General features: G+C 40.8%; 26 protein-coding genes and 1 tRNA gene. 8 read left to right on the top strand and 19 right to left on the bottom strand.

What is annotated here, in order from left to right; genetic code table 11:
• The first annotated feature begins 296 nt into the window (after nt 1-296).
• Entirely contained in the window at nt 297-1,280 is a 984-nt protein-coding gene (locus A0128_RS16860) for a phenylacetate--CoA ligase family protein (protein WP_069608571.1), read from the top strand.
• A 240-nt stretch (nt 1,281-1,520) separates the two neighbouring features.
• On the opposite strand, the gene ccrA is transcribed toward A0128_RS16860, so the two are convergent.
• From ccrA to A0128_RS16845, 3 genes are all read right to left on the bottom strand, one after another.
• A complete protein-coding gene (gene ccrA / locus A0128_RS16855) occupies nt 1,521-2,768 on the bottom strand; it encodes a crotonyl-CoA carboxylase/reductase (protein WP_069608570.1) in 1,248 nt (415 codons plus the stop codon).
• A 255-nt stretch (nt 2,769-3,023) separates the two neighbouring features.
• A complete protein-coding gene (locus tag A0128_RS16850) occupies nt 3,024-3,548 on the bottom strand; it encodes a hypothetical protein (RefSeq protein ID WP_069608569.1) in 525 nt (174 codons plus the stop codon).
• Nucleotides 3,549-3,570: 22 nt separating this feature from the next.
• Entirely contained in the window at nt 3,571-4,986 is a 1,416-nt protein-coding gene (locus A0128_RS16845; protein WP_069608568.1) for a zinc metalloprotease, read from the bottom strand.
• Between the two features lie 286 nt (nt 4,987-5,272).
• On the opposite strand from A0128_RS16845, the gene A0128_RS16840 reads away from it, so the two are divergent.
• Together A0128_RS16840 and A0128_RS16835 are read left to right on the top strand one after the other, a co-directional pair.
• Nucleotides 5,273-5,956, top strand: a complete 684-nt coding sequence (locus A0128_RS16840; RefSeq protein ID WP_069609363.1) for a YqjF family protein — start codon at nt 5,273-5,275, stop codon at nt 5,954-5,956.
• A 285-nt stretch (nt 5,957-6,241) separates the two neighbouring features.
• Nucleotides 6,242-7,000, top strand: coding sequence for an LIC10244 family PerRA/PerRB upregulated protein (locus A0128_RS16835; RefSeq protein ID WP_069608567.1), 759 nt, complete (start codon nt 6,242-6,244; stop codon nt 6,998-7,000).
• Between the two features lie 264 nt (nt 7,001-7,264).
• Here the strand turns inward: A0128_RS16835 and A0128_RS16830 are convergent, their stop codons facing one another.
• The 3 genes from A0128_RS16830 to A0128_RS16820 are packed head-to-tail and all read right to left on the bottom strand — an operon-like array spanning nt 7,265 to nt 9,522.
• The gene (locus A0128_RS16830) at nt 7,265-7,984 is read right to left on the bottom strand and encodes a PPK2 family polyphosphate kinase (RefSeq protein WP_069608566.1); all 720 of its coding nucleotides are present in this window, start codon (nt 7,982-7,984) and stop codon (nt 7,265-7,267) included.
• An 18-nt stretch (nt 7,985-8,002) separates the two neighbouring features.
• Nucleotides 8,003-8,689, bottom strand: coding sequence for a TetR/AcrR family transcriptional regulator (locus A0128_RS16825; RefSeq protein WP_069608565.1), 687 nt, complete (start codon nt 8,687-8,689; stop codon nt 8,003-8,005).
• Entirely contained in the window at nt 8,686-9,522 is an 837-nt protein-coding gene (locus A0128_RS16820) for an ankyrin repeat domain-containing protein (protein ID WP_069608564.1), read from the bottom strand. Before A0128_RS16820 ends, A0128_RS16825 begins: the two co-directional genes overlap by 4 nt.
• A gap of 434 nt (nt 9,523-9,956) precedes the next feature.
• On the opposite strand from A0128_RS16820, the gene A0128_RS16815 reads away from it, so the two are divergent.
• Entirely contained in the window at nt 9,957-10,502 is a 546-nt protein-coding gene (locus tag A0128_RS16815) for a GyrI-like domain-containing protein (protein WP_069608563.1), read from the top strand.
• 47 nt (nt 10,503-10,549) lie between these two features.
• On the opposite strand, the gene A0128_RS16810 is transcribed toward A0128_RS16815, so the two are convergent.
• Nucleotides 10,550-11,479 carry an alpha/beta fold hydrolase gene (locus A0128_RS16810; RefSeq protein WP_083244160.1) on the bottom strand — a complete coding sequence of 310 codons (930 nt, stop codon included), beginning with the start codon at nt 11,477-11,479 and terminating at the stop codon, nt 10,550-10,552.
• A gap of 220 nt (nt 11,480-11,699) precedes the next feature.
• Here A0128_RS16810 and A0128_RS16805 point away from each other — a divergent pair, with 220 nt between their 5' ends.
• A complete protein-coding gene (locus A0128_RS16805) occupies nt 11,700-12,236 on the top strand; it encodes a peroxiredoxin family protein (protein WP_069608561.1) in 537 nt (178 codons plus the stop codon).
• Nucleotides 12,237-12,287: 51 nt separating this feature from the next.
• Here A0128_RS16805 and A0128_RS16800 read toward each other — a convergent pair whose 3' ends face one another.
• The 3 genes from A0128_RS16800 to A0128_RS16790 form a co-directional block, all read right to left on the bottom strand.
• Nucleotides 12,288-12,755, bottom strand: coding sequence for a MarR family winged helix-turn-helix transcriptional regulator (locus A0128_RS16800; protein ID WP_069608560.1), 468 nt, complete (start codon nt 12,753-12,755; stop codon nt 12,288-12,290).
• Between the two features lie 74 nt (nt 12,756-12,829).
• Nucleotides 12,830-13,024, bottom strand: a complete 195-nt coding sequence (locus A0128_RS16795) for a KTSC domain-containing protein (protein ID WP_069608559.1) — start codon at nt 13,022-13,024, stop codon at nt 12,830-12,832.
• A 196-nt stretch (nt 13,025-13,220) separates the two neighbouring features.
• Nucleotides 13,221-14,093: a hypothetical protein gene (locus tag A0128_RS16790; RefSeq protein ID WP_069608558.1), complete on the bottom strand. Its 873-nt coding sequence runs from the start codon at nt 14,091-14,093 to the stop codon at nt 13,221-13,223.
• Nucleotides 14,094-14,169: 76 nt separating this feature from the next.
• Between A0128_RS16790 and A0128_RS16785 the strand changes: the two genes are divergently transcribed.
• Both A0128_RS16785 and A0128_RS16780 read left to right on the top strand, forming a co-directional pair.
• Complete coding sequence (locus A0128_RS16785; RefSeq protein ID WP_069608557.1) at nt 14,170-14,730, top strand: polyhydroxyalkanoate synthesis regulator DNA-binding domain-containing protein; 561 nt, start codon at nt 14,170-14,172, stop codon at nt 14,728-14,730.
• A gap of 49 nt (nt 14,731-14,779) precedes the next feature.
• Nucleotides 14,780-15,655, top strand: coding sequence for a HEAT repeat domain-containing protein (locus A0128_RS16780; protein WP_069608556.1), 876 nt, complete (start codon nt 14,780-14,782; stop codon nt 15,653-15,655).
• Between the two features lie 84 nt (nt 15,656-15,739).
• On the opposite strand, the gene A0128_RS16775 is transcribed toward A0128_RS16780, so the two are convergent.
• Together A0128_RS16775 and A0128_RS16770 are read right to left on the bottom strand one after the other, a co-directional pair.
• Nucleotides 15,740-16,945, bottom strand: a complete 1,206-nt coding sequence (locus A0128_RS16775; protein WP_069608555.1) for an MFS transporter — start codon at nt 16,943-16,945, stop codon at nt 15,740-15,742.
• Between the two features lie 67 nt (nt 16,946-17,012).
• Nucleotides 17,013-17,089: transfer RNA gene (locus A0128_RS16770), tRNA-Val, on the bottom strand.
• 230 nt (nt 17,090-17,319) lie between these two features.
• Between A0128_RS16770 and A0128_RS16765 the strand changes: the two genes are divergently transcribed.
• Nucleotides 17,320-18,153 (top strand): metal-dependent hydrolase, encoded by an 834-nt coding sequence (locus A0128_RS16765; RefSeq protein ID WP_069608554.1) that lies wholly within the window; start codon nt 17,320-17,322, stop codon nt 18,151-18,153.
• Nucleotides 18,154-18,345: 192 nt separating this feature from the next.
• On the opposite strand, the gene A0128_RS16760 is transcribed toward A0128_RS16765, so the two are convergent.
• The 7 genes from A0128_RS16760 to A0128_RS16730 form a co-directional block, all read right to left on the bottom strand.
• Entirely contained in the window at nt 18,346-18,948 is a 603-nt protein-coding gene (locus tag A0128_RS16760; RefSeq protein ID WP_069608553.1) for a DUF1569 domain-containing protein, read from the bottom strand.
• A gap of 203 nt (nt 18,949-19,151) precedes the next feature.
• Nucleotides 19,152-19,643: an Mpo1 family 2-hydroxy fatty acid dioxygenase gene (locus A0128_RS16755; RefSeq protein WP_069608552.1), complete on the bottom strand. Its 492-nt coding sequence runs from the start codon at nt 19,641-19,643 to the stop codon at nt 19,152-19,154.
• 74 nt (nt 19,644-19,717) lie between these two features.
• Nucleotides 19,718-20,494 (bottom strand): helix-turn-helix domain-containing protein, encoded by a 777-nt coding sequence (locus tag A0128_RS16750; RefSeq protein ID WP_069608551.1) that lies wholly within the window; start codon nt 20,492-20,494, stop codon nt 19,718-19,720.
• Between the two features lie 87 nt (nt 20,495-20,581).
• Complete coding sequence (locus A0128_RS16745) at nt 20,582-20,989, bottom strand: STAS domain-containing protein (RefSeq protein WP_069608550.1); 408 nt, start codon at nt 20,987-20,989, stop codon at nt 20,582-20,584.
• Between the two features lie 14 nt (nt 20,990-21,003).
• Nucleotides 21,004-21,975 carry an LB_137 family protein gene (locus A0128_RS16740; RefSeq protein ID WP_069608549.1) on the bottom strand — a complete coding sequence of 324 codons (972 nt, stop codon included), beginning with the start codon at nt 21,973-21,975 and terminating at the stop codon, nt 21,004-21,006.
• Nucleotides 21,972-23,420 (bottom strand): tetratricopeptide repeat protein, encoded by a 1,449-nt coding sequence (locus A0128_RS16735; protein WP_069608548.1) that lies wholly within the window; start codon nt 23,418-23,420, stop codon nt 21,972-21,974. Before A0128_RS16735 ends, A0128_RS16740 begins: the two co-directional genes overlap by 4 nt.
• Nucleotides 23,421-23,422: 2 nt before the next feature.
• On the bottom strand, nt 23,423-24,904 hold the full coding sequence (locus A0128_RS16730; protein WP_069608547.1) for a SpoIIE family protein phosphatase: 1,482 nt from the start codon (nt 24,902-24,904) through the stop codon (nt 23,423-23,425).
• Nucleotides 24,905-25,168: the final 264 nt, after the last annotated feature.

Genomic DNA, 25,168 nt, shown 5'->3' with positions numbered 1-25,168 from the left:
AACGGTAAATTTATTTTCCTCATTGAAATTTGATTATTATAGAACGGATTGAATGAAAAGATTTAGAAACGTATAGCGGCGATTAGATTATAAATGGAAGGAGAAGATTGTATCCACAATTCCAATGGAATCGAAGAATCTCTTTTTATTTTGATGCAGTGCATCAGAGTTTTTCCTTTTAAAGAGCCTTTAATGTCCTTGCGAAACTTCTAAATTAGAACTTTTCTATGAAAGAATATTAGATTTAGGCAAACAAAGTAAAAGATAGCGAACGTTGATCGTATAAGAGGGTGAAAATGAGCGAGTATGTAGGAAAGGATTATATTAAAAATGAATATTTGGAAATCTTAAAGAAGGGAAGGTTAACGGAACAGGAGCGAGATCTGTTTCTTCGAAAGGAATCTTTGGGCGAGGATATAATTATTCAGGCTTCGAGCGGGAGCACTTCCGAACCTTTGCTTATTCCAAGGTCTAAAGCGGACGTTGCGGACATTGCAAAGAGGGTCATTCGTCCTTATGTCGAATTCTATCAATCCTATCCGGAAAGAATCGCTCTTTTTGGAGGAATCTCTCATACCGAAGCGGCGGTTAAATTACAAATGGGTTCGATAACGATGCGGTCCTTTCAATTGGACGAGATTGATCAATTGGATACGTTTGACCCGCACGTCATCTCCTGTTATCCGAGCGTGGTTCGAGAGTTGATCGACGATCCGACGGTTTCCCTGAAGAATCTAAAGGCGATCAAGTTAGGCGGAGAAAGAATTTATTTTTCCGATTTAAGAAAGATATTTAGGAGATTTTCGAATGTCTTGCTGATCGAGCAGTACGGCTCCACCGAGATGCCGGCAGTCGCTCTCCGGATTTTTAAGAATGCCATTGATCCTTCCTATTATCAACTTCAGAACGAAAGATTTTCCTTTCAGATTCCTATGGATATCGACGGTTGGCATCCGTTGGTCGTTCAGGATAATTTTACCGATTTGCTTTTTCCGATCGGTAAGTTTTATGATATGGGGGACGACGTCCTTTGTAAGTCGGGGAAGATCGTCGATGTAAGAAGAAGAGGGGATCGTTCTTTCGAATACCGAGAGGAAGTCGAGCAACTCCTGAACCTTGGCCTGACCAATGTTCAGATCGACCCGCAACAGGCTCAGATATTTTATTCCGGTGATTCGGAAAAGATCGGACCGTACTCGATTAAGGGGAAAGCGTATTCTTTTTTAAAACAAAAATTGAATCGAATCCATCCATCCAATAAGTTACCGGTTTTGGTTTAAGATTTTTCCGCGCGAGCGATCGAAGCGTGGTCAAGTTATTGCAAATCGGTTGCGCTTTGTTCGCTTTTTCTTTGGCAATAACTTGACCGGAGCTAAGAGCGCGGTTCTGCGGAACTTAAAGACGTATTCTTTACTTCGGAAGATCGAACGCAGAACGCGCCCGAGATATTCTCATCAAAAATAAAAACCCCCGAAAACCTTTTCAGCTTTCGGGGGTATTACGACTTACCGAATTGGAAATTATTTTTTTCCTAGTCCCGGTTTGTCGGCTCCTACTAAGATAGACATATTTCCAGCAGGATGTTTGTTTTCCTTCATCAACTGGTGAGAAGCAGCCGTCTCGTTCCAGGCAAAGGTTTTGGAAAGACAAGGATCGACTTTTTTCTCGATGACTAAGTCGTTGAGACCTTTTGAGTTTTCATCGTTTGCAAAGTGAGAACCTTGAAGACGTTTTTGTCTCATCCAGAGATAACGTAAGTCAACGGTCGCGTTGAAACCGGTGGTTCCGGCACAGATGACAACCATACCTCCTGTTTCACAAACAAACATGGAAGTAGGAATGGTGGTTTCTCCCGGATGTTCGAAAACGATCTTAGGATTTTTTCCTTTTCCCGCGATGTCCCAGATGGCCTTTCCGAATTCGCGAGCGGACTTGGTCCATTCTGCGAATTTTTCCATCTTGTTGATTTCGGAAGTCAAAGCTCCCCAGTGGTTGAACTTCTTTCGATTGATTACTCCCGCGGCGCCTAACTTCATACAGAAGTCGAACTTATCGTCTTCGGATACGACTGCGATTGGAATTCCACCGGCAGCTTTTACGATTTGAATCGCCATCGCACCGAGTCCACCCGCTCCTCCCCAGATCAAAACGACGTCGTCTTTTTGTACGTCGTTCGGTTTCCAGTGATGAAGCATTCTATAAGCGGTCGCACCGACTAACATGTAAGCGGCGGCTTCTTCCCAAGAAAGGTGTTTCGGTTTTGGAAGACACTGATGGTCTTGCACTTTGCAGAATTGCGCGAAAGAACCCCAGTTCGTTTCGTATCCCCAGATCAACTGAGAAGGCGCGAACATAGGATCTTTTCCCGCTTTCACCCAAGGATCGTTTTTATCCCAGATTCCGCAGTGAAGAACGACTTCGTCTCCGACTTTTACATTCTTAACATCCGCACCGACTTTATAAACGATACCGGACGCGTCGGATCCGCCGATATGAAACTTCTCGGGTTCACCTTTTTTGTTTCTTGCGCCGATTACATCTACGGGAAATCCGAGAGCGGCCCAAACGTTGTTATAATTTACACCGGCTGCCATTACCGCGACGAGCACTTCGTCCGGAGCTATTTCTGGAACATCGATGAGTTCTTCCTGAATTGCTTTGATCGGATCTCCAAAACGCTCGGGACGAACGACCTGTGCATACATTTTTTTAGGAACCTGTCCCAAGGGTGGGAGGGTTCCGATTGGAACGGATTCAATTTGGCTCATGAGCACAGATTTCTGAACTTTGGTATTTCTTCTACACCAATTTTTAGGGGAGTTCCCGCGTTTTTTTCGGGCGGAACTTCAGGCTTGTTTTGCAGGAGTTCCTACATTTTTTAGATAGTAGGATTTCTCTTCCGAAGTCTTGGAAAACGCAGGAGTTCCTACAAAAAAAGCCACTTCAGAGAATTTCGAAGAGGCCTTTTCCTAACGAAGGCGGCAAACTTACTTTTTCAAATGCGCGTCATCGGACTCTCGTTTCTACTTCTTCATATTGTTTCTGTCAATTTGTCGTTTGGAAGAATCGTTCTTTTCGAGAGTAGGATTGGAATTGAATTCTTTGAGGGTCCGATTTACGAAAGTCCCCAGATTTGCATCGTGGCGATACTTTCCTAAAAACGATTCTACCTTGGTCGTCTGACCTTTTTGCGAAATCGCATAACTACGAATCGCGAATTTCCTTACCGATTCATGTTCATTGTTGGCGGAAATTTTAGATTCTAAGAATTGTGAGTTTGCTTCCGAAGGATAGAATTGAAGTAAATTCAAAGCTCTGGTTTTAATATAAACTCTGGTTCCGGATTCTTGGATGATCGCGATCAAATAAGGAGAAGGATCCGCTTCGTAGATCTCTAAATTTGCTTTGAGCTCGTTTAAATCTTCCAAATGTCTTGTGCCGGATAAGACGGATCTGATCTCCGAGAGTTTTTGCGGATCTAAATTTCCCGCAAACAAGGGCGTAATAAACGTCGCCAAAATAATCAATTGAAGAATTATACTTTTCATATATGCTATTTTCCTAATTTATTTAGTAAACGAGAGGGTTTAGTCTCAAAACCCATCCCTGTTCTCCGGTAAGTTGAGTTTGTTGGGTCACCCCGTCCCCCGCCCAAAACATAAGGTTTAGAGAGCCGGAATCGAAAAAGCCGGTTCCGCTACATTCGCTGATGTCGACTCTGCCGTTTCCGTTTGTGTTTCTCGCAGAAGTGCAGATCGGAGTTTCGATCAAAGGGTCCATCGTATAATTCGGGTAACTACTTCCGCTTTGACCCGCGCTTTCCACGATATGAAATAATCCTAGAAAGTGAGAAGCTTCGTGTGCCATCGTATCTCCTAAGAAATTTTGATCTGCGACGCTCAGAATGGATCCGAGTGTGCCCGAAGAACGATGAGGTTCGATAAATACGATCATTCCCGATTGAGGAGTGCCCTTGAGACCGACGGTTCCCGGAATCCCGCCTGAAATTCCAAGAACACCTCCGACCTCGGTTTCATCTCTTGCGATATAAAGATTTAATGCGACATCGGATTGAACTGAGGAAGTGGAAGAAAATAATTTTCCTAAACTTCCGGTCGTGTTGTAAAAATCGGTAGAGAGAGAAGCGAGACTTAGGAACTCCGAAGAATCCAACTCGGTCACGCTAAATTGAATGTCAATCTTCGCCGAGTTTTGCGCATAAATGGATTTCCAGCGATTTAAGGCGGTTTGCAAACCGGCTTCCGTCGGATCGGGGTAAGCTCGGGTGTTGCCGTCTTTAATAAAGATTAGATTCACATTCAATTTCTTGCGATTAGTCCAAATTTTGCTCAAACCGTTTGAACTGGAAGAACCGCTACTCGCAGAAAAGGATCGTTCATCCGAATCCAGAGTTCTACAGTTTGTGATGATCGAAGCGCTCGCGTTGATTGTCGCGGGATTGGTAGGAAAGTTAAAATCAACCGCATTGATTTGTCCCGATGAAAGCGTGTTGTTGATAAACTTGTTCACATAGTAATAACCGTTGTATCCGTAAGGACTCATAGAAGTAACGGTGAAAACGTTCCAAGCTTCTCTTCCTTGATAGTTGCTACCGTTGGAATCGTAAAACGTGGGGAAGACCGGCCTATAATCGGCATTCGGATTTGTAAACGTATGATCTTGTTTTGCATAGAATATGGAAGAAGGTTTTGAAGGAGACAGAGTGTATGTCTTCGCACTCGAATAAAAATAAGGAAGTCCGCTGAAAGTCCAAGACGTACCGCTTGAAATCGTAAAGGAATTTTTTTCCATACAAGGTGCGGATGGGGTCGTAGGAGGAGATGTCTTGTTGCCCCCGGAACTGGCACCGCCCATCAATAAAAATAAGATCGGCGTCATATCGGAACCGCCTCCAGCGCCCGGACAATTGATAAACGAAGTGATAAAGACCAATCCCAAGAGTAACTTTTTACATTTCTTTTTCATATCGAACCTTTTTCTATTCCTATCAGCTCGTAGGAACTACTCAGACAGGGTTTTTCCATTTTTTAAAAAAATAATGGAAAATTATAAGATGATATTGTTACGGGCTCTGTTAGCTGAAAGTAAAATTAGATCTGAAATGAGATAAAAATCTTAGGAAGAATGTAAAAATCAATTCCATTGAGGATCAGGAAACGATAATATTCTTCTCGTGATCTTTTCATCTCTTCAAAACATTCAAAAACAAATCTCGCATCGGCCTTGGCCCTTACCAAAGGCAAAGCCGTTTATGGTTCAGTATTGGGAAGAACTGGCATTTTTACACTGGGAAGTTTCGAAAGAATTTTTGGACGAAGTTTTGCCGAACGGGTTGGAAGCGGATACTTTTGAAGGAAAGGCTTATATAGGATTGGTACCTTTTCGAATGAAAGGAGTGAGACCAATGTATTTGCCGCCCTTACCATGGATTTCTTATTTTCCGGAATTGAATGTTCGGACCTACGTAAAGAATGGAGAAAAACAAGGAGTTTATTTCTTTAGTTTGGACGCGGCCAATCGTCTTGTCGTCGAGATCGCAAGAAAGTTTTTTTATCTTCCCTATCTCTACGCAAAGATTTCCATACGAAGCGAGGGGAATCAAAAAGAATTCTTCTCGTTTAGAAAAGATCATCGCGCGGCGGCTGCGGAATTTCACGCAGAATACAAACCCATCTCCGAGGTGTATCGATCAAAGCCGGGAACTCTTGAAAACTGGCTCACAGAAAGATACTGTCTTTATTCTCAAGATTCTAAAGGAAGAATATATAGAGGAGAAGTTCATCACGTTCCTTGGCCGCTTCAAAAAGGAGAATGTATCATTCATAAAAATGAGCTTCTCCAAAGTCATGACATTCCCATCCTAGAAGACACATTTCTCGTTCACTATTCCGAATCGATTCAGGTTTTACTCTATCCTCTGGAGCCGATTTCTTAGCAGACTTTCTCTGTTCTTACATTCATTTTCAGCGGATCGTTTTTTAAATGGAATCGAATTGGTTCCAAAGGTTTAAGGAATGCTAAAACAAAAGGATTACGAAGAAGGATTTGAATGGAATTTTGAATTATAAAAAAAGAATTTTTGAGCAAAAAGTTTGAAAGAATTCCGTTTCTTCGTCTATTGATGCATCTTTCAGCAAAAAGAATCCATTGATTCCAATTCGGTATTTGGACTGGAAAAACGTTTAAAAACTACAATCAAAGAAATCGGAGAAACGAAGACATGCTGGCACACATAAAATCGGATCAGCTTTTTTGCAAAGACAGCGAGAAAGAACAGAGCTTAGTTACTCTCGGAATGATGTTGGAACTCTGCGAAAAGTGTTATGTTTTTGGAAAATATTTTTTGATCGATGAGTTCAATTCGGAAAAACATCCGTTTCTTTTGAGAAAAGGTTTTGAACTTTTAGGAATCGGAATGGATTCCGAAAATGTTCGAAATATTTTGAAAGGTTATATTCTTTCCGGAAGTTATGAAGGAAAAGAACTTTTAGATAGAATTATTATTTTGGAAGGAATGGAAACCATTCAGAAAGAATTGCACATTTCCATTTTTTTAGAAAGAGTCGCTTCTTATTTCGGAGAATCCTATCAGAAGAATTTTTGGGATTACGTGATGGAGAAGAGAAAGGAAATCGATACGATTCTCCTCAATGATTTTTATGCGGAGTTTTGTAATTCCAAACCTCAGATCGATTCCGATATTCTTTTAAGCCGCGCTTTTCATTCTCTTTCTCACAACGAATTGAAAGATCTTCTTAGACAAGTCAGTCTTCCCGATTTGGCGGGCGCGCTGAAAAGCGTTCGTGAAAAACTTGTCATTCAAGTTTTAGATTTTTTGGATCGAGAATCTTCTCGATGGTTGATGAAAGAACTTATGAAATCCGATGATTCTTATGACAGCTCTGAAAAAGTAAAAGAGGCCCAGTTGAAGATCCTCGGTTTATTCGCTTCGAAACGAGGAATGAATCGGGATTTTTAGATTCGAAGCCGTGTTAGAAAGGATTCCTTAGTTAGGGGATAAAAAAAGGCCGGGTGAAAATCCCGGCCTTTTTTATTGGATCCGATCGGATGATCGACTCTATAAAAAATCACAATTCTTTTTATAGGAATTTGTAAGAGCTCCTACAGAACTTTTCATTAAAATTTGCTTGCACGGACTTTTGCTCGGTGTTGAGCACTTCCCGAGAAAAGAATAACATAAGAAAATTATAAAATACAAAAGTTTGATTTATTTGCTTTCAGCTCAGGAAACGATTTTGTCCAATTCCGTGCAGATGATTTTTGCGACTTTGTAATTGCGATACCATTTCTTATCGGAGGGAATCAGATTCCATTCTTTCTCCTGATCCTTCTCATTGAGGATCGTTTCATAGGCGGATCGATATTCTTCCCAGTGTTCTTGAGTGACTTCGTCCGAGGGATCATACTTCCACTTTTTGTCCGGATCTTTGATTCTTTCCTCGATTCTTTCCTTTTGTTCCGTTTTGGAGATGTGTAAAAAGAATTTTAGAATGAGAGTGTTGTTTTCTCTCGAAAGATGTCTTTCAAAATTACGGATAGACTCCATTCTTTCTTTGATTCTTTTTTCCGGAAGAGTTCCGTGGACGAGAGGCATAATTACGTCTTCGTAATGTGAGCGATTGTGAATATAGATCATTCCTTTCGATGGAACATACTTATGAATTCTCCAAAGAAAATCATATTGTATTTCTTCCGAATTCGGCTTTGTCCAAGCTTTAACCGAACAACCCAAAGGGTTCAATCCTGCAAAAACGTGTTTGATGGTCCCGTCTTTCCCGGCGGTATCAACCCCTTGTAGAAGAATCAAAACGGAACGTTCTTTTTTTGCGTATAATTTTTCCTGAAGTTTAGAAAGATCTTTGAGATATTCAGCCGTTTTGAGAAGAACTTCCTCTTTGTTTTTATCAGCAGAGGGGAGAGTGTTGACGTCTTTTAAATTCATTCCTGCGGCCTCTAAAATTTAATCTTTAAAAAGTCCAATCATGGACAAAACGGATTTTCGAACGGATCGAAAAATCGGTAGGGAAGAAAGTTTGAGAAGCTGAAAAACGAGATCCAATCCTTTTTCAAGCAAGGTCTCCGCTTTTTTCTTTTTTATGGAAGAATCGAATAACCAGACATAGATGATTCCCAACTGTAAAAGCCAGAATAGAAAAGGAAGATCTTTTGCTAAATCGGAAGGAACAGAATCTTTGGAAGTTTCGATGGCGTTTCGAAAAAGCGAAACCGCGTCCTCTCGAATTTGTTGAGTTTCTTTGCTAAAAGGAGAAAGAGGATGTTTCGGATCTCCGCCGCTTCTGGCGAGAACGTGTAGGAATTTTTCATATCCCTGAAATTGTCCGAGTTTGAAACGGATGATATTCTTCACCCTCGCTTTTAGATCCAGTTCGGATTTACAATATTCTATATTTTGAATATTTGCTTCTTCTTGTGTAAGTCTGTAGAATTCAAGAACGATGTCTTCTTTGGTTTTAAAGTGGTAGTAGGTGGCTCCGACCGCAAGACCGGCTTTTTGAGCGATCGCTCTCATCGTGGTCTGATCGTAACCTTCCTTTTGAAATAATGAAATTGCGGTTTTAAAAAGGAGAGACCGGGTTTGTTGAGACTTTCCGGTTTCTCCTGTGGATTTGACTTTTTTTCGAATCATGCCCTGGCTTCAGCTTCTCCAAAACTGGATGAGATTTTCTTTCTGAACTTTGCAAATAAGAATAGATTGAAAAAATGCATCGCTCCTAAGATCAAAAGTACAACACCGACTTTTGTGGTTAAGACTTCGATACATTCTGCCAGATCTAAAGGCTTTTGGTTGGTAGTCAAGGAAAGGCTTATGTAGCCGATATTGATCAAGTAGAATCCAACGATCAGAAGATGATTGATGGAATCCGCAAGCTTTTCCTCTCCGTTAAACATCTGAACCAAGAAGATTCTTCCGTTGTTGAAAAGTGTTCTCGCTACCCAGATGGTCATCAAGATGCTGATGATGAGATACGCGGAATAGAGTCCGATGGTAAAAGGACCCGATTTTGGTCTGGAAGCCTTCAGTCCTTTTGCCATCAAATACGCGGCCGCATTGCTATTTCCGTATTGTAAAGCGACATCCAATGCATTTTCACCGTTTCGATTGAGATATTCCAAATAAGAATCACGATCGATCAACAATTCTATCAACTTGCTATCGGGATATTTAGCTGCAAGATGAATCGGATATTCACCAGCGTTGTCCGCTCTGTCGATCGGATTGTATCGATCCAAAATGTATTTTAGAACCTTTGGATTTCCGCTTTCAATCGCATAAAACACTGCGCTTCTGCCTCTGCTGTCAGTATATTCCACCAATTCCGGTTCCTTGGTGAGGGCCTTTTCGATCTTTATCAGATCTCCTTTTCGAACTTCTTCAAAGAAATCGCTCTGAGAATCTCCGTAAGCGGAGGATACGATTCCAAAAAAGCATGTGAGGAGAATCAAGTTCATTCGTTTCATAGTTTTACTCCAAAAATTGAACATGTTCAAATATTGAGCCGACGTCGCGGGTTTGTAAACCAATATTTATGAACATGTTCAAAAAAGATGATTTTCGATTCGTAATTCGGTCGAGGAGGGGATCTTTGTTTGATTAGAAGCCAGTAAAAGGAATGAATTCGGATCGGTGGAAGCTTTTGCCTGTTTCCGGGGAAAGTTCTATCGAACCTCGGGATCGATTGTAAGGTTAGAGGTTGGGTTCGATCTTCGATAAAGAAAGCCGAAGAAAGGTAGATCCGAAAAAGCTCTAGTAGGAGATTGCCTCGTCTGGGAATAAAATTCGAATGCGAGCATTAAAAAATGGAAGCTATTTTGAAAAGATCCGAGAGATTCGATTTCCTAAGTACAATAAGCTGTTATATCCTTTTTTATAATCTTAAGTCTTTGAGGTGAATATGAAAATCTTAACTTTTTCGACGCTGATTTTGGCGCTGTGTTTATTCGGATTCTTATTTTACATGGGCGTCTTTGATACGGTTCCAGTAAAAGAAGAAAGCCGCGGTCCGTTTTACGTTTTATCCCACGAAAGAATTGGCGACTATCGAAATGTCGGCATTACTTTTGAAACTCTACAGAAAGAACTTCCGGCAAAAGGAATTCACAACTTCAAACTTTTTGGAATCTATTTAGACAATCCGAATGAAGTTCCCAAAGAAAAACTTCGTTGTGAAGTGGGCGCTATTTTGACGGAACCAATTTCGAAAGTTCCGGAAGGTCTCTCGCTCGAATTAAAGATGCGCACCATCCCCGAGAAAAAGTATGTCTTAGCCGAATTTCCTCTAAAGAACTTTCTCTCGATTTTTTTAGGAATCTACAAGGTTTACCCAAAGGTTTTCCAGGCCTGCGAAGAGAAAGGTTGTAACTTAAAGGGGAAACATTCTATGGAAATCTACGAACCCCTGACCGAACATAAAACGACGTATTTAGTTCCACTGGATTGATTGAATTTTGAAAGTAGGATTTTTGGAAACGTGTGAGTTCCTACTTTTTACTTTTTCAAAAATTCAAGCAGTTTTGGAGTGATTCTTTCAGGAGATTCGAAATGAGGGATATGTCCCTCATTCTCTAAAGGAAGAAACTCGATGCCCTTTAGAGTTTTGAGGGCCGCTTCGCTATTCTTAAAAGGAACGACCTTGTCATTCCTTCCCCAGATCAGCAATTTAGGAATTGGGCTCTCGCTTAATTTTTCGTAATCTTTTTGAAAGGATTCTAAAGGCATGTTTCTTAAACTGGAAAGAATGGCTCTTTTGAAACCGATGTATTTCATTTGCTCTTTATAGATTGAGTTGAAATCCGGAAACTTTTCCGGAGCAAAGAAATTTGTCTTAGAACCGTTTAGAATCGCTCTGTCTCCAAATGCTTTTGTAAAATAGTCGCCGATCCATGGAAGCCTTGTCAATTTTCCCAGCAAAGGAAGTTCCATTGGAAAACCCGCAGGCGCAATCAAACCTAATTTTTTGACTTTTTCAGGATGTTTTAGCGTAAACTGACTTACTATGATCCCTCCCATGGAAGTTCCGATTAAATTTACCGGTTTTTGAATATTCAAAGAATGGAATAAAGAAAGCAATTCCCTTTCAAAAAGTTCCGGATTGTAGATCGTATCCGGTCGATCGGAAAGACCTCTTCCAAAAAGATCCATCGTAAGAACTCGATATCCTTCCTTTTGAAGAATTTTGGATAAAGGTTCGTAAATAAAAAGAGGATTGGAGAATCCCGGAACTAAAATTACGACATCGCCATTTTCAGGTCCCTTGAACTCGTAATGAACGAATCCATCCGGAGTTTCGATAAAGGTTCCACCACTTTTGGATCGAATTTCGGAATCAATGATTTGATTTTCTCCATCAGCGATAAAAGGAAGAACGATCAATAAAACCAGTAAAAGGGATAGTGTGTAGAGCAGGATACGTTTCATGATTTGAGGAAAGTAGGGTTTTGAAAAGAAAAGTCAAGGATCTTTTGACTCTTCAAATAAATCTACGGTCATCGATGACCGATTCTTTTTGTTTGAGAAATCTCATAAAATCGAAAAATTTTTCGAGATTTGTCTAAAAAATCAAAAATGATGTTTAAATAATTGTTGCATAGGCAATAAAATGCGTCTAATCTTTGACTTAGAATGAAAGGAGATTTTTATGAGACTAAAAACGGGAGATAACGCGAAAGCGTTTACTGTAAAAGATTATCTTGGAAAAACGATTCATCTTGAAGATCTGAAGGGGAAATATACTCTTTTGGCCTTTTTTAGGAACGCGGAATGCGCTCTTTGCAATTTGAGAGTTCATCAGCTCTTAAACGCCTATCCTGAACTTCAAAGAAAGGGGCTTCAGATTTTGGCGGTATTCGAATCCACTGAGGAGAGTATTAAAAATAGTGTCGGTAAAAAAGAAATTCCATTCCCATTGATTCCGGATCCGTCCAATAGTCTTTATAAACTCTACGACGTCGGTTTTTCTTGGTTGGGAGTTGTAAAAACGATTTTGACCGGAAAGAAGGAGATCAAGGAAGCCGAAGGATTGGGTTTTGAAATGAAAAAAGTTCCCGGTATGAAAATGGATCGTATGCCCGCGGAATTTTTGATCGGACCGGATTTGAGGATGCAGATCGTGAAATTTTCAAAAAAGGTTACGGATCATATTTCATTGGAAGATCTAAAAGCGCATCTCAACTGATTCTTAAATCGCAATCGGACCGAACGTTAAATTCTGAAACGAGAAAACATCTTAGATTCTTCCATCCAAAACGTTGTTTTCGATCGTTTCAGAAATTCTTTTTAGAGTTTGTAAATCGGAATTGCTTAGACCCTTATAAACGTATTTTCTCTCTTGTAACATAAGGGGAACGGTCCTCTCCAAAAGGGCTTTTCCTTTTTTTGTAATTACGACTTGGAATTTTCTTCTGTCTTCCGGGTCGTCCTGCCTTTGTACTAAATCTTTTTTCTCCAAGCCGTCTAAAAGGCGAGTAACGTTCGGTCTGTCTTTAAAGGTTTTATCGACGAGATCCGTCTGCGAAGCGGATTCGGTGACTGAAAGCTGGTTGAGTAGAATCCATTGTTCAACGGTGATATCTTCGTTGTAATCGGCCATAAGTTTCGTAAAGTGAAGTCTTAACAGTCGATCGGTTCTGTGAAAATAATAAGCGAAGGCGGTATCGATGAGTTGTGAAGTCTTTTTTTCTTTGCCTTTTGACATTTGTTTGTATCTCGGATTCCAATGATTATATAAGAAATAATTACTTCAATAATAAATAAACGAACAGAGAAATATCAAACGGATTCGATTAGTTTTTGTAGGAATTCCATCTTAGAGCCGGATTGCATCAACTCGGTGTAGACTTCTCTTTCGATTTTTACAAAGATTCTTTCCTTTCCGTTTCTCATTCGAACGTGAAGTTCTTTTATTTCCGGGTCGTATCCGATGGATTCGATTTCAGGCGAAGATATATAATGTGTTTCTAACATTCTAAATTCTACTTTAGCATTCAGACGAAATGATGAGAGGAGAAGATCATTCTTTTTCTAAGATAAAATCTGTGGGCCGCATATCTTTGAACTCCGCTATCCACGTATAATACTTTTCTCTATTTTACTTCAAACCGGACTTTAAGTCCGTCTTCAAGAATTATTTTGATTGAACTCGGTTTATCGGAACAATCGCTCAGAGAAAATTCTGCATCCAGCTCAGCAAATTCCTGAGTTTTATTTTTTCCAACCGATCCGTCGAGAACCGAGTCGGTGCGATTCTTTCGATTCGAATCCCGGTGGGTTGAATTCCGGTTCTAAACTCGAAAATTATTCTTTTTTGATTTTCGGAACCGATATTTTCTCTTTCGGGTTCGAATATTGATTGATTCAGTATTTCTAATATTTCTTTTTCTGAATATAGTTCCTGACAGTAATCCCGGATTCCCATAGAAAGATCTTGAAAAAGATTTTCTCTTTTTACGTCTCTGATTCCGATGATCGGCGGAAAGGTCGATCTCTGCGGAAGATTTTTGAGTTGTTCTACGGCTTCTTTGACGTTCAGTCTTTCCCAGTCTACGAATAGGATTCCGGGTTCGTATTCTTTATATCGTTCTCTGAGAATGGAAAGTTCTCTGCAAGGATAGGTTTCCCAGCCCATGGCTCTTAGGTGCGCGCGGATTCTCTGATACAAAAAAGGATCGGGGCTGACAACGATCGAATTCAGACCTTTTCTAAATGAAATTTCCTCTAAAGGAATATCTATGATTTTAGAAGATTCTAAATTTAAAAAGTAATTCAAACCTTGATCAAGAAGTTCTTTCAAAAGTTTAGAATCGATTCTTCCGATCAAGAGAGGTTGTTTCGACCAATCCAACGAAGTTCGTAAGGAATCTGCTTCGACCGATTTCCGAATTACGATTTCTTCCTTCTTTGTCTCAGGAAATCTTCCCGCGCTCGACCATTCTAAATAAGAAATTTCTTTCCAGTCTAGGAGTGAGAACAGAAGTTTTTCCTCCTTTTTAGTGAGTCCGTTCAGGAAGATACAATCGAACAATAGGCTTGGCATGGGTATTTTGCTTGACCGAAGGGTTTTGCGACGAATTCTAGAATTGTGCGATGCGTAAAAGACGCAACCAATTAAAATGAAGATCCTCAAACGATACGCGAACCGAAGGCTCTATGATCCTGAAACGAGTAAGACCATTACTCTTGAGGACGTTGCTGAGATGATCATCAACGGAGAGGAAATTCGCGTCATCGATAATATGTCGGGTTCCGATATTACTCCGAAGATTCTCGGACAAACCTTTCTCAAAGTCTCTCTGGGACAAAGAAACGAAGAATTCTCCAACTTTATGCTTTCGGCTCTGATTCGGGAAACGGGAAAGGATATCAGTTCTCTCTTCGGCAGATTGGTCTTAGGCGGCATTGGAGCCAGTTATCTGACTCGGGACCGCCTCGAAAAAATTCTTCAGTCGATGATTTCTCTCGGCGAACTCAAACTCGAGATGGCGACAGAATACAGGGACGATCTACTCACTCACATGGCGACCCGCGCTTCGGAGAATAAGCTCAGAATCCAAGAAGACCTCAAAAAAATCGGAAAAGAGCTGGAAGAATCCACGGAATCCGATTTACCATTGGAAGATCTCTCGGAAAAAATCCGTAAAATTGCGGAAAGTGTCAAAGAAAAGGAAGCCTGAAACTTTAACCCGAGATTCTAAAAACCGATATTACAAGAGAGGGAATTGCATGTTTAAGAATATTTCGATCTCTATCTTTCTGTTTTCTATCTGCACAGCGTCTTTATTTTCTTCCGATAAGGCAGTGGAATACGCTGATAGGGCTTACTTCGAACAGATTCGAAAGTTAGAATCCGGTTCTTACGAAGAGAAAGTGGACGCCGCCGATTATCTCAAGTTCGTCAGCAATAAGCTCGCCGTCCGTCCCCTTTTGAACGCTCTCAAAGGAAATCCAAAAGTTCCTAAGTCTTTGGAAAATCATCCCTATCTAAAATATACGGTGGCTCAAGCTCTTTCCGTGATGGATCAGGAAGTTGCGGTCAAACCTACGATCGAAGAATATAAAAAATTAGAACCTACGATCACCGAAAAGGACGAACCGTATTTTACGACTAAAGAGGATTATACGATGGTGATCGCGGCTGGAGAAATTCTAAGAACGATCGGAAGTTATCCTTATGCAAAAGAATCCGAGGACGTTCTCATAAACGCGCTCAGTCATCCTAACTACTACATTCGCGCATCCGCGGCGGACGGACTCAAATATATGAGTCGCAGAGAAACCGTAAACTTTCTCGTTTCCACTCTGGAAAAAGAAAAGAACGATTTCACTCGTGCGGCGCTTCTCAATTCTATCGTGAATATTCTAAAAGTAGCTGATAAGAATTTTTACACACTCTGCGATATGCTCAAAAGCGAAAGCCCTTCGGTTCGTTATAGAGTTTCTATGGCGTTGGGGGAAGTGGACTTGAAAGCCGCTGAATTTTATCTGCGTCAAGCGCTTCTCGTCGAAGACAAACAAAGTGTTCGCGATCAAATTCGAAAAGATTTGGGAAGCGTTCTCGGTTTTAAACTTCCTTCGATTTCCGTGCTCGCGGTGGAATAGAGAACGAATCGAAATTCTAAATTCTAAACTCAATCGTTAAATAAAAATCAAACCAAACCGGTGTATGAAAGCTCCTGACTTACCTCAGGGGCTTTTTTGTTTTGTGGGAGCTTCCGAGAAGAATATATACGTGCCCGCAAGGAGCGCGACAATTCCGGAGGCGCTCAAAGCAACGGTAGAATTCCACTGAGTCCAAAGAAATCCTGTGATGGAACTCGCGAGAATCATACAAAGACTTTGAAACGCATTAAAAGTTCCTAATGCAGTCGCGGTTTCGGTCTGAGGCACAAGATTTGTGATCCAGGCTCTTGAAATTCCTTCCGTGGAAGCGGCAAAAATTCCGTAGATTGAAAATGAAATCCAGAGAACCCAGGAAGAAGTCCCGAATCCCATTCCAAAATAAACGAGAGCGAAACAACCGAGTCCGAAGATAAAAAGACTCTTCAATCCGATCTTGTCCCCTAAGATTCCAAGGGGATAGGCCGCGCCTGCATAGACGAGATTGTAAAAGATATAAGCGCCGATTGAAGCGGAATCGCTCAGTCCGAATTCTTTCAATCTGAGAAGAAGAAAAACGTCGGATCCGTTAAAGAGAGAAAAGAGCAGGATTCCTTTGCAAAGATTTCTATAAGAGGTCGGGGAAGTTTTCCAATATTGAAAGAAGAGTAAGATAGAATGAGAATTCTCACCTTCTTTGCGAAGAGCCGGTTCTCTGTATTTTTCTCGAATCAAAAACGTAAACGCGATCGCAAGGATTCCCGGAAAGAATGCGAATAAGAATAATTCTTTGTATCGTCCCGGATAAAAGTAGAGAAAGACGAGCGCGCAAACCGGTCCTAAAACCGCTCCAAACGTATCCATGGATCGATGAAACCCGAAGACCATTCCTTTATTTTTGATCGTTGTCTCGTCCGAAAGAAGCGCGTCTCTCGCCGACGTGCGAATTCCTTTTCCAAGACGGTCCGTGGTGCGAATCAGAAAAACCCAAATCGGAGAAACCAAAAAAGTCATCATCGGTTTGGAAAGCGCGCTCAGGAGATAACCCCAGCGAACAAAGGGTAATCGTTTTCCACTGAGATCGGACATTCTTCCAAACGAACCCTTGCTAAAACCTGCGGTGGCCTCCGCGACTCCTTCTAAAATTCCGATGAGGAAAATGGAGAATCCGATTTCTTTGAGATAGATGGGAAGAATCGGATAGAGCATCTCCGAAGCTACGTCCGTCAAAAGACTGACTAAAGAAAGAACGAGAATCGTCTGCGTGATGATTTTTTTTCGTGAATCGGGCATATTGAGAATCTTGAAAGCGAAATCCCGATGGGAACAAACAAGTTCGAAGTGTTCTTCGAAGGAAGGGTGGTGGGAGATACTGGGATCGAACCAGTGACCTCTACCATGTCAAGGTAGCGCTCTAACCAGCTGAGCTAATCCCCCTTACCTTGCGTTCCAGAATTTGTATCCTGCATAATCCGTAAAGAAGATTCCTGGGTTCAAGCTTCGGGAGATTTTTTTTTCAATGGAGAATCCGGATTCTTCCATCAAAAATACTAGCCGATTTTGAAATCCATAAGTGTTTTTGGGATTCGGACAGAACCAATCTGGAAGATCGGGTATTCTTATCCCGCGTTGGAAACAAAAAACTTTTTAGATGAAGAGGGTTGGAAATGAAAAAGCCGTTTACGAAAACGATCGATGGGAACGCTCCTTCCGTCCGCAAGATGGACTTCGAAGCTCTGGAGAATGTTCCAAGATATTATTTTAATGACAACGCAATTATGACGCACGCTCTGAACAGCTTTCACGTCATCTTTCCGGAAGGAGAAAGATTTTTTATTCGAAGTGTAAAACCGTTTCAGGACCGGCTCAAAAGCGAAGCCTTGAAGAATCGGGTGAAAGCCTTTATCGGCCAGGAAGTGCAACACGGAAAGGAACATGAAAGGGTTTGGACTTCGATTCGTAAGTTCGGATTACCTTTGGATCGAATCGCGAGGTTCTATTACTTCACTTGTTACAAAGTGATCTTTAAACTTTTGGGTTTTCTTTTCGGGCCAAAAATAAATCTATCGATCACGGCCGCTCTGGAACACTACACGGCGACGCTGGGAGAAATTTCTTTAAAACACGATCTGGCAAAAGACGTGCAAGGCGATATGAAAAAACTTCTCGTTTGGCACGCGTGTGAAGAGATCGAACACAAGTCAGTTGTTTACGACGTTTTACAAGAAGTCGCTCCGAGTTATTTTTTAAGAATCGTCGGATATATGATAGCGACGGTAATGCTCTGGTCCTACGCGATTCTTTTTCAGTATTGGTTTTTACTCGCGGATAAAGAAGTTTCTTGGAAGAAATTCAAAGAAGATCGTCGATATGCTCGGGAACAAATGGCGATTTCGGTTCCGCCGTTATACAAAGGATTTCTAAAGTATTTCAAAAAGGATTTTCATCCGGATCAGATGGGCGGATACGAACTCGCGGAAGCAAAACTCGCGACTTTGTAATCATCTTCACTTTTTTTACTAACGTATCCATCCGAAACACTTGCTCTCGGACTTCGGAGTTCTTAGGAATTCCGAAGTCTATTTTTTTGTCCTTACCGTTTTTGTTTTTGGATCGGTAATGAAGAATCTAAAAATAATTTTCAAAACAAACTCAATCGCATTCAGAAATTTTAATGTAGTTTTGCGTATCGATTACGAAGTCACGCTTGCGGTTATAAAACTGCAATGGTTCGCGATATGCATCGCGTGTGCCTGGTCGTATTCTTCCTTGGATAAATGCCCATACGCAAAATGAGGTTTGAGTTCTCCTCCGTAAACTTGAAATTTCAGGATCGTTTCTTTCAGGATTGCGAGACTTTGTTTCCAATCCGTATCGGTTTTGATTTCTGCGGCTCCTGGAATCGGAGCTTCCAAATCGTGGGACATTTTTTTAGAGAAGGAAAATTTTAGAAAAACGAGTTTGCCGATCGTATTTTGAAAGAACGCACTTTTGTTTTCAGGATAACCCTGGATTGAATATTCGATCGATTGAGCGCAGTGAAGAAATATCTTTCCCGCGTCCCAATTTCCATAGCCGGAAAGTGAATTCGACTTTTCTAATGTGTCTAAGTATTTTAAAGAATCGGAAAGTGTATCGAAATCAAGGCCTTTGTTTTGTGCTCCTGCAGGCGCGGAAGAACAATCGTTGATATTCGGAAAGATCGCTCCTGCGGTTCCTAATAAAACGATTAGTTTTGTGGAAGAATGCAAAAAGTCTTTTCTCGTAAGAAATTTTGAGTCGGGTTGTGCTTTCAAATTAGACGCTCCTTCGGGACGAAAATTATAGTTTGTATTTCTACCGAGTCAAACGTTTTGCAAACGTCGATCTAAGTTTTAAATCAGGTTGAACGGATTCGAATACGCTCTTATGTGAATAAAAAGAACGGGACTAAAAAAAGTCCCGCATTGATCCGAATCGGAAGACCTATATCTTCCAATCGATTTGTTAAATCGAAGTCCTAGTAGGAAATGCCGATTTTTTTGTAGAAATAACTCAAACACCAAGCGGGACCGATCAAAAGAAATTGAAGATCCTTGAAGAAGGAAGGTTTTTTTCCTTCGATCTTATGACCGATAAATTGAAAGACCCAAGCCACGATAAAAACTCCTACGGAAATACTGATCAGCGTGGAGACACCGGAAAGGGCGATGTAATAGATTCCGGACAACATCGCGACGACCATGAGCATCATCCCGATAAACATAGGGATGGAAAGTCTGAGATAAAATATTCCCGTAACTAAAGCGAAGATCGTCGCCCAGTTTAAAAAGAGACGAGCCTGTCCCAATGATTCCGGAAGAATACTCTGGATGGATCCGGAAGGAATGGCCCATAACATTCCGAGTAAAGTGAACATGATGGTCGGCACCATGATCCAATGGATTCTTTTGTTGATTTTATTTTGGTGGCTATCCGCGTATTCGGTCAGCCATTGTTCGATTGGTTTCATCTTCAACTCCCTTCATCGTTGTTAGACGCCGTTTCTCGATTCCGTTTCGTTGAACACGGATGAGACGGCTTCGTTTAGAGTTGCATATCATCTTCGAAATCGCAGAAGATTACTTGAACGGAACTGCTATTTTTTAAAAAAAGTGAGGGTTTGAGACCGAACATTTCTCGAAATGTTCGGCTCATATGAGCCTGATCCGCAAAGCCTGCGTCGTGAGACGCCACCGTGAGCGAGTTCCCTTTGGAAAGAGAAAGAACACAAGCTTTGATTCTCAACCACTGAATGTATTTTCTCATCGGAATTCCGACTTCGTCTTTGAACAAATGCATCAATCTGCTTTCTGACAAACCCGAAGACTTGGTCAATTCTTCCAAAGAAACAATTTCGGGAACTGATTCCGAAAGTGTTTGGACCACACGTTCGATCCTTGAATCACGTTCCTGCGGAACGTTCTGATCCTTTTTGAGTTCGTTTAATATTTGTTTCCAAAGAGAAATCGCTTCTTCCTCGGATTTTGGAGCTTTTAAGAATTTTAAGATTCTCTTATAAAGATTAGAATCCAATTCCAAATAATCGGATGAGAATTGAAAGAATGCCCCGTGAACACGGATGTTATCGGGATCAAAATGAAAGATAAATACGTCTTCGTTCTGGGCATCCAGTTGCTGTTCAACATTGGGACGTACAAAGATGGCCTGAGATTCTATCCAATCGCTGGACCCGGTTCTAAATCGAAAGGGTTTGTCTTTACTGAGAATCAGAGACGCGCTGTAGTGTTCGTGCAGCTCGTTCAAGATCGGAACTCCCGTTAAGAGCACGTTTGAACCGATAAGAAAAAGCTTTCCTGCCATCGCAGGAAAGCTTAGGAAGCATTCCACTCATTGCAACTCATTTTGAAATCGGGGATTCCCGATTTCGGAGGCAATCGACTTCTAAGATTAGGAAATAGCCTTATCCATAGCCGCGTCTAAGTCGAGTGTAATTCCGATCAGTTTATCGAGCCTTGTAAGTTCGAAGATCTTTTGAAGATGCATTGGAACGTTGAAGATGATGATCTTTCCTTGAGCTTCTTTGAAAAGTCTCGCTTGTGTACTAATAAAAGCCGCCAAGCCGGAAGAATCGATATGAGTCGTAGTAGACAAATCCACTAAAAAAATGTTTACTCCGTTTTCGATTCTGTCAGTCATCGCTTCTTTGAACTTCTTCGCCGAGAAGAGGCTGATCTCTCCGGTCGTTTTCAGGATCGCCATGTTCTTTTTAAGAACGCCCGCTACGTGAGAGTCGGTGATCTCCTGAACCATCAGTTCGTCTTTAGAGGCTATTCCGCCTGAGTTTGTGTTTTGCATAAGTTTCTTGTCTCCTAAAAAGTATACGTCATTTTAAATTCGATGTTTCTTTCCTTCGTCATCGCATAAGGAAGGCTTCTTTCCGTGGCCGCGATCGAAAAAACCGCGGGAAAGGAAATTAAAGCCGTGTTTAATAAATAATTAATTGATAAAGAAATCAAAAAAAGGTGGTTCAACTGTTTGTGTCTGGCGTATTCCGAGTTGCTCTGATCAAACAAAAGAAAAGTCCCGTTTTCTTGAGGAAGTAACAGAGGTTGTTTTTCTTTGACGTTGATTCCGGCGTAGTATTCGTAGGCGGCGCCCGCGATAAAAAAACCGGTAAGTCCCATCATCGCATATCCGGATTTCGTATAATTCTTTCTTTGAAGATAATAACCGGGAATCAGATAATCCCACATTACCAGACTCGTGTCCGGGTTTTTCGGAGTAAGGTCTTCGGGTTTATAAACCAATTTTGATATATTCTTATTTTCTAATATGACTGGAGATTCCGCTTCTCCCCGAGTTACCATGATGGACTCGTCGTTAAGAATCGAAATTTTAGAAAGGATATCGTCGTCAGTTTCCGAAGAGACGGTAAACTTTATATTGGTTTTTGAAAGTTGTTGTAGAATTCTCGCGGAAGGTTCTTTGATCTGCGCAAATTTCACCCTTTCCAGCGCGACCCTGAGATATTCTCCGCCTTCAGTAACATAGTAAATTGTTTGCGGGTTGATCTTGGTGATTTTATGAGTACAGGTCCGTTTCGGATCTTCGTCCAATTCTAAACAAAGAAAGTTTCCGGCTTCTTCGAAACGCATTTCGGAGATCTCGCTTTTTTTGATTTTTCTTTCGCCGTCGTCGGTTTGAATCGTAATTTCTTCCAGGGTAGGATCGTTTTCCGTAACGTTACCCGAAATCTCTTCTCCACTTTTTAAGAGAATTCTATGAGCGGAGATTTCCAAAGAAAAAATAAAAATTGTAAGAATGAGAATAATTCTGCTCATTGAACTACCTCGATCTTAATAGCAGAATTGATCGGGACCTTCGTCTTGGAGGATTTATCGATCACGGTTATCGTATCCTCTTCAAAGGAAGCCTTTAAGAAGGATTGTTTGTTCGTATCTTTTGTCATTACTAGTTTGGAATCCTTTGTGGCATTTTTATCCATCGAGATGGATTCGATCGTATAGGTCGGGAGCGTGATCGGGAAGTGTGTAGAATACAATTTTGTTTGGTCTCCGTTGATCACGATTCTGTTTGCATAAACAGGATCGGCATCGGAAACGATAATCTTGATTTGGGCTTTCGGCGGGGCTTGCGCTTCCACCTTCTTTAAGAATTGATTCGATCTTTGAAGAACTTCGTCCAATACGGCTTGGTTCTTTTTCGAAATTTCAATATCCAATTTCGAATTTTTATTTTCTTCAGAACCGTCGAGTGATCGACTCGGTTGTTTTAATTTTTCGGAGGAAGTTTTGATTTCCTTCGCTTCCGAAGTATCTCCGAGTCTTTCCGCGTTCTTATCCGAAAGACTTGCGATTTCAGAACCTGCGTTGTAATAATAACCGAGCATCAGAAGTCTTCGATTCGCCTTGATCGCGATTTCTTTGTTCTTATCTGAAAACGCAAGACTCGCGTATTCTTTGATCGCTTCGGGTTGATGTCCCGTTTTTTCCAAAGAATAACCTTTGATATAATTCATCTCGGGAGAATCTATGTTTGCTCTTGCGATTTCTTCCAAGGCCTTCGCGTAGTTTCCTTTTGCAAAGTAGGCTCTCGCTCTTTTTTCGGGATCGTCTTCGGTCGATTCGATTTCCTTTTCACTCTGTTTTGCTTTTAAAATCAGCGAGATAAGAATTTCGGCGTCGCTTGAGAGCAACGTCCCGGGATGATTTGCTTTCACTTCATAGAGAGGTTTGAGAGCGGTGTCGAATTCTCCCTGAACGGCGAGACAAAATCCTTGATGAAGTTGGATAAAGCCGCCTTCTTCCGATTCTTTGCCGAATTGATCAAAGGATTCTTCATAAGTTCTATAAGCTTCTTTGTAAAACTGGTTTCTCTCCAAAGCAAACGCGTGCTCCAGAAGACGAATTTTGGAAGAATTAAGATGAAGATTGATACCAGCTTTTAAGGAGAGGGACCGAACCGAGTTGATTAAAACCGCGCCTGTTTCGTGTAAAAACGAAGGTTCTAAAGAAACAGCGTCCTGAGAATTATTGATCATCGAACTTTGAAGATGATTCAATTTCATTTCCGCTTTGATGTTTTCTTTGTTTGAAATGATTCCTTCAAACTTAGAGCGTAGGATTTCGCTAGAAAAAGAGAAATTAAGAATTTTACGTCTTTCTAATATAATTCTCAACTCGAAAAGTTTCGTCTCTAAAACGATAAATCCGAGAGGAAGAATCAATAGAAATCCTATAATGGATATGGCAACGCTCTTCTTCATAGTTATTGAATTTCGATAATTCCGAACGTAACATCGTCAGGGAAATGATCCGCGAAAATATCGACTTCCTTTTTGATAATCGACGTAATTTCTTTTGCATCTAAGTGAACGTTCGATTGAAAAAGTTGAAGAAGACGATCGTCCCCGAATTGTTCTCCCGTTGGAGCGGTCGCATCGAGAATCCCGTCCGTATAAACTAAAATTTTATCGCCCGGTTCCGTTTTGATTTTCAGAACTTGGTATTCTTCCGGAATTCCGATTCCGAGGATATGCCCTGTGGAATCGAGGGTGATGATCTTATCCTTATTCTTTCTAAAATAGTAGATTGGGTTGTGGCCTGCACTGCAGAAGTAGGCGTATCCTTCCTTATCAAAGAGAACAAAAATACCGGTCGCAAAGAAAGAACCTTGCAGAGTATCAAAGAGCCTTTCGCTCAAACGAGTAAAGATAAAGGAAGGGTTAACCGTTTCCTTCATGATGTTTTCAATATTGTAATGGATAATGGATGTGATGAGCGCGGCGGAAACCCCGTGGCCGGTGGCGTCTGCGAGAAAGAATACGGTTCTATCTTCGTTGATTTCGATTACGTCGTAGATATCTCCACTAACTTCTCGCATCGGTTTGTAAAAAATATCCAAGGTAATGAGATTGAATTTTCTTCTTTTACCGGGGAGTAAACATTCTTGAACGTTCTTACCGATTTCCAATTCCGTTTGAATTTGATTGTTCTTGTGTTCTAAACTTTCTACTTGGGAAGAAATTCTTTCCACCATTCCGTTGAAGGTGCTTCCTAAAAGATCCAATTCGTCCTTAGAGGAAAAATTCCAAATGGCGCGCGCGCTCAAGTCGCCGGTAGCCATAGTTTCGCTGACTTCTTTAAGAATAAAAAGTCGAACGAAGATCTTTCGATAGAGAAAGATTCCAAAAAGAATGTGGAAGGCTATTCCCCAGAGAAGCAATAAACCCAGCTGAATATATAACGAATTGAGGCGATCTAATATCTCTTTTACCCGGACTTGAGAAACTAAAAAGGTCTTTTCCGTAAGATAAAAAATAAGACTTACGATGAAGTTTTCCGAATCGAGTTCGATATCGTAAGAACTGTTAATCGCTTCTTTGGCGTTTATGATTGTTGCTAATTTACCCTTTAGATAATCGATAGAAGTAGGGGTTCCGTGTTCGAGATTGATCTTGAACTTTTCAACCGAACGGTCTTCTACGGAGACGATTGAAAAATTTTCAATCCCGATACTTAGTAGTTTGTTCTCTATGTCCGTTAATTGTTCTTTATCTTCGTAGTTCTTGGTTTCTAGACCTTCAATCTTCTTGAGGATCTTTCTAGCGATTTGATCCGACTCCAGTGTAAAGTTATCGATCAATAAATCCGTCTGATTTTCAAAAATCATAACTGCGACGAAGGTGAGATTGATCACTGTCAGTAAAGAGTAGATCGAAATTATCTGGAGTCGCAGTGATCGTTTCATAACAATATCAGTATACTCGCCTTTTTGCATATTATCATCGTTTATTATAAAACGATAATTGTCAGATATATAGAGCTATTACTAGTGTTTTAATGATTTATTTTGAGAGCGTTTGTTATAAAAGAGTTACTTTAGAGCCAAAAAAGTAAGCAAACTGAGTTTTTGAAATTTCAGATTATTGATTCTATGGCAGGTTTCATTTTTTAGTCGATTTTTTTATATGGAAATAACTTATTTGAAAACGGGCTCAGTTGCCCAATTTGT

It is taken from the genome of Leptospira tipperaryensis, assembly GCF_001729245.1.
Classification (GTDB): Bacteria; Spirochaetota; Leptospiria; order Leptospirales; family Leptospiraceae; genus Leptospira; species Leptospira tipperaryensis.
This window is presented reverse-complemented; position numbering and strand designations above follow the sequence as displayed.

What these genes read in the sequence shown, in the direction of transcription:
- A0128_RS16860 (WP_069608571.1), top strand. Translation starts at nt 297, where the DNA reads ATGAGCGAGTATGTAGGAAAGGATTATATTAAAAATGAATATTTGGAA.
- A0128_RS16840 (WP_069609363.1), top strand. Translation starts at nt 5,273, where the DNA reads ATGGTTCAGTATTGGGAAGAACTGGCATTTTTACACTGGGAAGTTTCG.
- A0128_RS16730 (WP_069608547.1), bottom strand. Translation starts at nt 24,904, where the DNA reads ATGAAACGATCACTGCGACTCCAGATAATTTCGATCTACTCTTTACTG.
- A0128_RS16765 (WP_069608554.1), top strand. Translation starts at nt 17,320, where the DNA reads ATGAAAAAGCCGTTTACGAAAACGATCGATGGGAACGCTCCTTCCGTC.
- A0128_RS16805 (WP_069608561.1), top strand. Translation starts at nt 11,700, where the DNA reads ATGAGACTAAAAACGGGAGATAACGCGAAAGCGTTTACTGTAAAAGAT.
- ccrA (WP_069608570.1), bottom strand. Translation starts at nt 2,768, where the DNA reads ATGAGCCAAATTGAATCCGTTCCAATCGGAACCCTCCCACCCTTGGGA.
- A0128_RS16750 (WP_069608551.1), bottom strand. Translation starts at nt 20,494, where the DNA reads ATGGCAGGAAAGCTTTTTCTTATCGGTTCAAACGTGCTCTTAACGGGA.
- A0128_RS16745 (WP_069608550.1), bottom strand. Translation starts at nt 20,989, where the DNA reads ATGCAAAACACAAACTCAGGCGGAATAGCCTCTAAAGACGAACTGATG.
- A0128_RS16815 (WP_069608563.1), top strand. Translation starts at nt 9,957, where the DNA reads ATGAAAATCTTAACTTTTTCGACGCTGATTTTGGCGCTGTGTTTATTC.
- A0128_RS16800 (WP_069608560.1), bottom strand. Translation starts at nt 12,755, where the DNA reads ATGTCAAAAGGCAAAGAAAAAAAGACTTCACAACTCATCGATACCGCC.
- A0128_RS16795 (WP_069608559.1), bottom strand. Translation starts at nt 13,024, where the DNA reads ATGTTAGAAACACATTATATATCTTCGCCTGAAATCGAATCCATCGGA.
- A0128_RS16780 (WP_069608556.1), top strand. Translation starts at nt 14,780, where the DNA reads ATGTTTAAGAATATTTCGATCTCTATCTTTCTGTTTTCTATCTGCACA.
- A0128_RS16755 (WP_069608552.1), bottom strand. Translation starts at nt 19,643, where the DNA reads ATGAAACCAATCGAACAATGGCTGACCGAATACGCGGATAGCCACCAA.
- A0128_RS16785 (WP_069608557.1), top strand. Translation starts at nt 14,170, where the DNA reads ATGAAGATCCTCAAACGATACGCGAACCGAAGGCTCTATGATCCTGAA.
- A0128_RS16810 (WP_083244160.1), bottom strand. Translation starts at nt 11,479, where the DNA reads ATGAAACGTATCCTGCTCTACACACTATCCCTTTTACTGGTTTTATTG.
- A0128_RS16740 (WP_069608549.1), bottom strand. Translation starts at nt 21,975, where the DNA reads ATGAGCAGAATTATTCTCATTCTTACAATTTTTATTTTTTCTTTGGAA.
- A0128_RS16835 (WP_069608567.1), top strand. Translation starts at nt 6,242, where the DNA reads ATGCTGGCACACATAAAATCGGATCAGCTTTTTTGCAAAGACAGCGAG.
- A0128_RS16820 (WP_069608564.1), bottom strand. Translation starts at nt 9,522, where the DNA reads ATGAAACGAATGAACTTGATTCTCCTCACATGCTTTTTTGGAATCGTA.
- A0128_RS16790 (WP_069608558.1), bottom strand. Translation starts at nt 14,093, where the DNA reads ATGCCAAGCCTATTGTTCGATTGTATCTTCCTGAACGGACTCACTAAA.
- A0128_RS16845 (WP_069608568.1), bottom strand. Translation starts at nt 4,986, where the DNA reads ATGAAAAAGAAATGTAAAAAGTTACTCTTGGGATTGGTCTTTATCACT.
- A0128_RS16830 (WP_069608566.1), bottom strand. Translation starts at nt 7,984, where the DNA reads ATGAATTTAAAAGACGTCAACACTCTCCCCTCTGCTGATAAAAACAAA.
- A0128_RS16825 (WP_069608565.1), bottom strand. Translation starts at nt 8,689, where the DNA reads ATGATTCGAAAAAAAGTCAAATCCACAGGAGAAACCGGAAAGTCTCAA.
- A0128_RS16735 (WP_069608548.1), bottom strand. Translation starts at nt 23,420, where the DNA reads ATGAAGAAGAGCGTTGCCATATCCATTATAGGATTTCTATTGATTCTT.
- A0128_RS16775 (WP_069608555.1), bottom strand. Translation starts at nt 16,945, where the DNA reads ATGCCCGATTCACGAAAAAAAATCATCACGCAGACGATTCTCGTTCTT.
- A0128_RS16850 (WP_069608569.1), bottom strand. Translation starts at nt 3,548, where the DNA reads ATGAAAAGTATAATTCTTCAATTGATTATTTTGGCGACGTTTATTACG.